This window comes from Halobacillus sp. BBL2006, assembly GCF_000786645.1.
GTDB lineage: Bacteria > Bacillota > Bacilli > Bacillales > Halobacillaceae > Halobacillus.
In genome coordinates, this window is sequence record NZ_JRNX01000003.1 from 1 (window position 1) to 5,144 (window position 5,144).

Annotated in this window: 8 protein-coding genes and 1 pseudogene; all 9 read right to left on the reverse strand. The window is 41.1% G+C overall.

The features are described from left to right. Positions 1-107 (reverse strand): annotated as a pseudogene (locus LD39_RS22395) (flagellar motor switch protein FliM); the annotation flags it as partial. Positions 108-135: 28 nt separating this feature from the next. After that, entirely contained in the window at positions 136-567 is a 432-nt protein-coding gene (gene fliL / locus LD39_RS00015; protein ID WP_369793205.1) for a flagellar basal body-associated protein FliL, read from the reverse strand. Beyond that, a complete protein-coding gene (locus tag LD39_RS00020) occupies positions 554-769 on the reverse strand; it encodes a flagellar FlbD family protein (protein WP_035541440.1) in 216 nt (71 codons plus the stop codon). Before LD39_RS00020 ends, fliL begins: the two co-directional genes overlap by 14 nt. Before the next feature lie 42 nt (positions 770-811). After that, complete coding sequence (gene flgG, locus LD39_RS00025) at positions 812-1,744, reverse strand: flagellar basal body rod protein FlgG (RefSeq protein WP_035541442.1); 933 nt, start codon at positions 1,742-1,744, stop codon at positions 812-814. Between the two features lie 84 nt (positions 1,745-1,828). Further along, positions 1,829-2,197: a TIGR02530 family flagellar biosynthesis protein gene (locus tag LD39_RS00030; RefSeq protein WP_035541443.1), complete on the reverse strand. Its 369-nt coding sequence runs from the start codon at positions 2,195-2,197 to the stop codon at positions 1,829-1,831. 27 nt (positions 2,198-2,224) lie between these two features. Further along, entirely contained in the window at positions 2,225-2,668 is a 444-nt protein-coding gene (gene flgD, locus LD39_RS00035) for a flagellar hook assembly protein FlgD (RefSeq protein WP_035541445.1), read from the reverse strand. 11 nt (positions 2,669-2,679) lie between these two features. Then, positions 2,680-4,128, reverse strand: coding sequence for a flagellar hook-length control protein FliK (locus tag LD39_RS00040; RefSeq protein WP_035541448.1), 1,449 nt, complete (start codon positions 4,126-4,128; stop codon positions 2,680-2,682). Between the two features lie 31 nt (positions 4,129-4,159). Next, positions 4,160-4,741: a magnesium transporter MgtE N-terminal domain-containing protein gene (locus LD39_RS00045; protein ID WP_035541450.1), complete on the reverse strand. Its 582-nt coding sequence runs from the start codon at positions 4,739-4,741 to the stop codon at positions 4,160-4,162. A 4-nt stretch (positions 4,742-4,745) separates the two neighbouring features. Further along, positions 4,746-5,144, reverse strand: a 399-nt coding sequence (gene fliJ, locus LD39_RS00050; RefSeq protein ID WP_035541453.1) for a flagellar export protein FliJ, incomplete at its 5' end; no start/stop codon positions are given.

Below are 5,144 nucleotides of genomic sequence, written 5' to 3' on the forward strand. Positions count from 1 at the left end.
TTTTTCTCTTTTTCTTCATTTTTTAGATCTTCCGCATCCATCTCACCTGTCGATAGTGCGGATAATAATGAGTCAATCTCATGTTGCGAGAGAACCTCCTCAGCCAAATCCCCACCCCCTTTAAAGTTCCAACTTTTATTGTAGGACTTTATCTACGGTATAGACGTCCGTTACTTTTCCTTCAGTCATAAACTCATTTAATTTTAGTTTCAATGTTTCTTCCAGTCCTGATAATCCCGTTTGGAAGGCATCGGATTCCATTGTTGCTAATTCTTTTATCAAGATGTTCTGAACCTGGAAGTCTCTTTTTTCAAGTTCTTCCAATGAGTTTTTGCTATCCGTTACGATTCTGAAACGAATGCGCACATAGTCTCCACTTTGCAGGTCTGTTGTAATATCGTCTGTTAAGTAGGAGGATTCACGGATATCATCGATCGACCGTTCCCCGCTTGCTTCTTCTGTGCCACCTAAGTTGGTAACTAAAATCAGTGCAACAACTCCTAATACAGTTAAGGAACTTAAAACAATGATCATTGTTTTGAAAATATTGTTTCTAATCGCTCTCACCTGCCTGTTCAATAATTCTAATGAGACCAATCTGCTGATAGAATTTTTTGATCCGCCTGATTACAACCTCCTCTGGTTCTTTTACAACGAACTTCCTTCCGCGCGTCGTCGTAATCGTCGTATCAGGATTGGATTGGAGCTGCTCTATATAGATCGCGTTAAAGGTGAACTCTTCCCCGTTCAATCGTGTCAAAGAAATCATAGTTGATCAGGGAGAGCCTGTTTCAGGTCTCCCTACCTCCCTTTATCGTTTAAGGTTCACGAGCTCCTGCAAAATTTCGTCGGAAGTCGTGATGATTCTAGTGTTTGCCTGGAAACCTCTTTGTGCTGTGATCATTTCTGTAAAAGATTCTGCCAAGTCGACGTTGGACATTTCAAGCGCACCAGAGATCATTTGCCCCGTACCGTCTTGTCCGGCTACTAGTAAGTCTTCAAGACTATTGAATACCCCATCTTCATCTTCGTCTGTTATGCCTGCGTTATCAGTGTTCTGGAATGTATTACCTCCAACTTTCTGGAGACCTCCACTGTTTGAGAAATTAGCTAAACGAATCTGTCCCGCAACTTTTGAATTCGAATTGGCATCGATATAGTTTACTGTTCCGTCTGTCTGGATGCTGAAACTTTGCGCATCATCTGGAATCGTAATCACTCCAGGGTTTGTGCCCGCCGTGTTATCGGCATTATCATTTATTTCATAAGGCTGACCAATAAGATATTTCCCTTCATTATTCACAATCGCTCCATCAGAATCCAAGTAAAAGTTCCCTGCTCTTGAGAAGCTTAAGCTCACATTTTGAAGATTAGCAATATCTCCACCAGTATTAATTTGATCTGATCCTGCTTCAGCTAATACGAACATGCCATCCCCTTCTAATGAGAGGTCCAGAGGTCGGTTTGTCGTTTGCCTATTTCCTTGGGTATGGATCGTGTCGATTGACCCCATCTGTGAACCAAGGCCTACTTGAGAAGGATTCAATCCCCCACGCACATTTCCGCCTGCTCCTTGAGTGGGTCCTTGTGCGCTAGACATCGTTTGGCTCATCATATCCTGAAACGTCACTCGTCCTTTTTTATATCCATACGTGTTTACGTTTGCGATGTTATTTCCAATCGTATCTAACTTCGTTTGAAACCCTTTCATCCCGGAAATTCCTGAGTACATTGAACGTAACATTGATCAACATCCCTTTCTTAAATTGATTTCAGCTGCTTCATTCGGTCCGCAAGCTGACAAGAGGCCTCCCTATCAGGGTCCAGCCTAATCTTCCAAAACAATCGTCCCGTTAATATTGGTGAAGATTTTGGATGATGCTTCTTCTCTACCCATAGCTGTTACGACAGTATTATTTTTGGTGCTTACGACAAGGGTTGCTTGATCGGTGATCACTAATGAATCGGTAACACCTTTCCTTTTAGCTTCCGACATTTTATTGGATATTTCTCTCCATTTGGCTTCCCCAATTTCAATTTTCCTTTCTTGTAGACGTTCTTTAGCATGCTTACTAACTTTAAGCTCTTGAACTTCATTGAGAACATGCTGAAAGGATGTTTCCGCTTTAGGAGAAGTCGGTTTTTGACGGTTCATTGAAGGAAGCGGCTGATGCAATTGATGAATCTTAGGTTCCATTCCATTCGCCTACTTTCTTGATACGATCTAAACTTCTTCCGTTTGACTTACTTTCATGATCTGATCAACTGGAATGCTCTCCCCAGAAGGCAGTTCCACTGTTGTCTTGCCATCCTTTTGGTTGACTGCCTGAACAACGCCTTCTTCCGTCCGTTCCAGTACTCCGGTATCAGGGTTGTGCACTGGATAGGTAATTTCTTTTCCGATTAATCCGCTATATTGAATGATGGGCGGCACGCTTTGAGAATCCATGAAGGATTGGAAGGATTGAGACATATTTGTCATCTGTTCTAAGCTTGAGAACTGTGTCATTTGAGAAATAAATTCTTTGTCCTTCATAGGATCGAGCGGATTTTGATTTTGGATTTGCGCCATTAGGATTTTCAAGAAATCATCTTTCCCTAGGACATTATTAGTTGTTCCTCTACTCTGTTGATTTTGCAGGTACAAGGAAGGATCAATTGTTGTCATCAAACATTCACCTACACTTTCTCGTTCAATAAAATTTCATGAAAAGATAAGTCTTCCTCATGATCATCCGGCTGATCATCTCTTTCTCTAGCGTGTTGTTCCTGCTCTCCATCATAGCCAGGATCTTTAGATTCAGATTCCTGAAAGAACTGTTGCTGGGCTGCAAGGTTTTCATTCTTCTCTATAACCACCTGCTGTGGAGTGAACATATGTCGCAGTTGCGCCAAATTCGATTCGAGCATTTCCTTAGACGCTTGTGTGCTGACAATAATTTTGACTGCCATTTCACCATTCAGCTCAGCCAATTTAACTGTCATTTCTCCTAAATTAGCTGGACGTAACTTCAGCTGCAGTTCCATATTTCCAGCCTTATTGAAAAAAAGCTTACTAGAATAAAGCACACGCTCGAACTCTTCCATCCATTTGTTTTGCATCGTATTCTGGGACTGATTTTGATTGATGTGAAGAACATACTGTTCTACTTTCGTCATAGTTTGAGCCGGGATGCTTCCTCCCTGCGCCTGCTTTTCACTTAGCTGGTCTTTACCAGTTGCCTCTATGGCTTGTGTCAGCCACTTAACAACTTCTTTTCCACTGACCGGGCTTTGCTGTTGATATGTTTCAGGAACATTGACCCTTCGATTGAATGATTGCAGAAGACTTTGAAAAACTTTTTGCTGCCTTTCTGTCCCATCATTAGTCACTTGAGAAACAACCGATCTCCATTGTTCTGTGGAGTTCAAAGGGTTTTGCTTGAGTAGCCTGGTGAATTGTTGTAATAAATCTTTAACCTCTATAACCTGCTTCTGATTCAACTGTTGACCATCAATAAAATCCTTTGCGTTCATTTGACTTGTCATTTTTTTAAAATTCTGCCACGCATTCATCAATTGTTTGTAAAGAGAGTGAGCTGATTCATCTGTAGAAGGTTGGCTATGAGTGCTATTACTCCTGGAAACAATGACATTCTCTATTAGATGAAAAGCCCCGATATCGTAACCTTTTTCATCTTCATCAATTTCCTCTTTACTTCCAATTAACTCTTTGGTTTTTTGCAGGACCGAATGAATCAGTTGTTTAGTATTCGTCTGCGAGACAGGGATTGACGCCTCTTTCAGCAACGCATTCATCACAGTATTCATGGCGTCAAGATCGGTAACCAGAGTTTCCAACTCCTGACCGCTCATTCCCTTCAGTTTCCCTGTTAAGCCTTCAATCCAGCCTGCAGGCTGTTCACGAACGATTTCTTGTACATTTACATCCAGACGGTTTTCATCAAAAATGGACTGTAGTGTTTGAAGAAAGCTTTCCATGTTCTGAGAAAGAGAATACTTTTCTCCTTCCAATTGAAACTCGGAAAGCAACTGTTGAAAATTTTTCGATGCTTTTGGTGAATGAGAAAGGTTCAACTGAGATAAAGCAGGGGCTCTTGCAGAGAATAACTGCATCATACTTGGCATTTTTTCTCACCTCCTTTCAAATGAACGCACGTCAATCTTCCTGCATCAACGAACTGGCAATTCCCGCTGCAATCTCGGGATCCATTTTCCCAAGTATTTCTCCTCTTTCTTCGTCAGGAACTTGTGCAAGCATTTTTACAGCTAACGCTTTATCCATCTCTTCTACAATTGGTGCCGCTTCCTCCGGATCCATTTCTTCAAATGAAATCGCCAAATTTTCTGAAGCGTCTTGTTTGTTTTCGGTCTTACTCTCATTGGATGCTTTTAGATCTGCTTCAAGCTGTACAATTTGCTGTTCCATATCCTGTATGACCGCCTGCTTACTCTCCACTTCGCTTTGCAACTGTTCAATTTGAGCTTCTCCATTGGCGATAGTCGCTTGAAGTTGCTCTTCCTTAACAACCTCTTCTTTTTCCACAGAAGTGGAGACAATCTTCGACAAACCCGGAACTTGATTTGCATACTTTTCTGCTTGCTCAAAAACATTGATCCCAAGCAATGTGAAAACGATCAAAGCAAGCGTAGCTGCGAAAACGGTGGGAATGACAATACCAAAGAAAAACCATTGCAATTTACTGCCTTTTTCCTGTTTTACCTTTGCTTTTTTTGCCATACCATCACCTATTCTTAAAATTAATAAATTGCTTCATGGAAAGCTCGTCCATCTGCTTGTTTTCCTCTTTTTTAATCAAGAGATTTTGTGTAGCAAGCTTTTGATCAATCAATTTCTCAAATTTTTTCACTTCAACATGTGCCTCGCTCAATTGAACCTGGGTCTTCTTCAGCGAGTTTCTTGCTTCTTGAACCTCAGGCTGAAGCGCATTAACTTTTTCTTCCAACTGTTCTATGTAGTGCTGATGTTGTATAAAGGACATAGCCAGTACAGCTCTATCTGCCAAAGTGCTTTCAAATCGTAGTTCTGCTTCTTCTTTTAGTTTCAATAACTCATATAATTGAGTAGCCTTGCTCTCAAAGATTTCAAGGTTACGCTGATACTGTTTCTGTTTTTCTTTCTT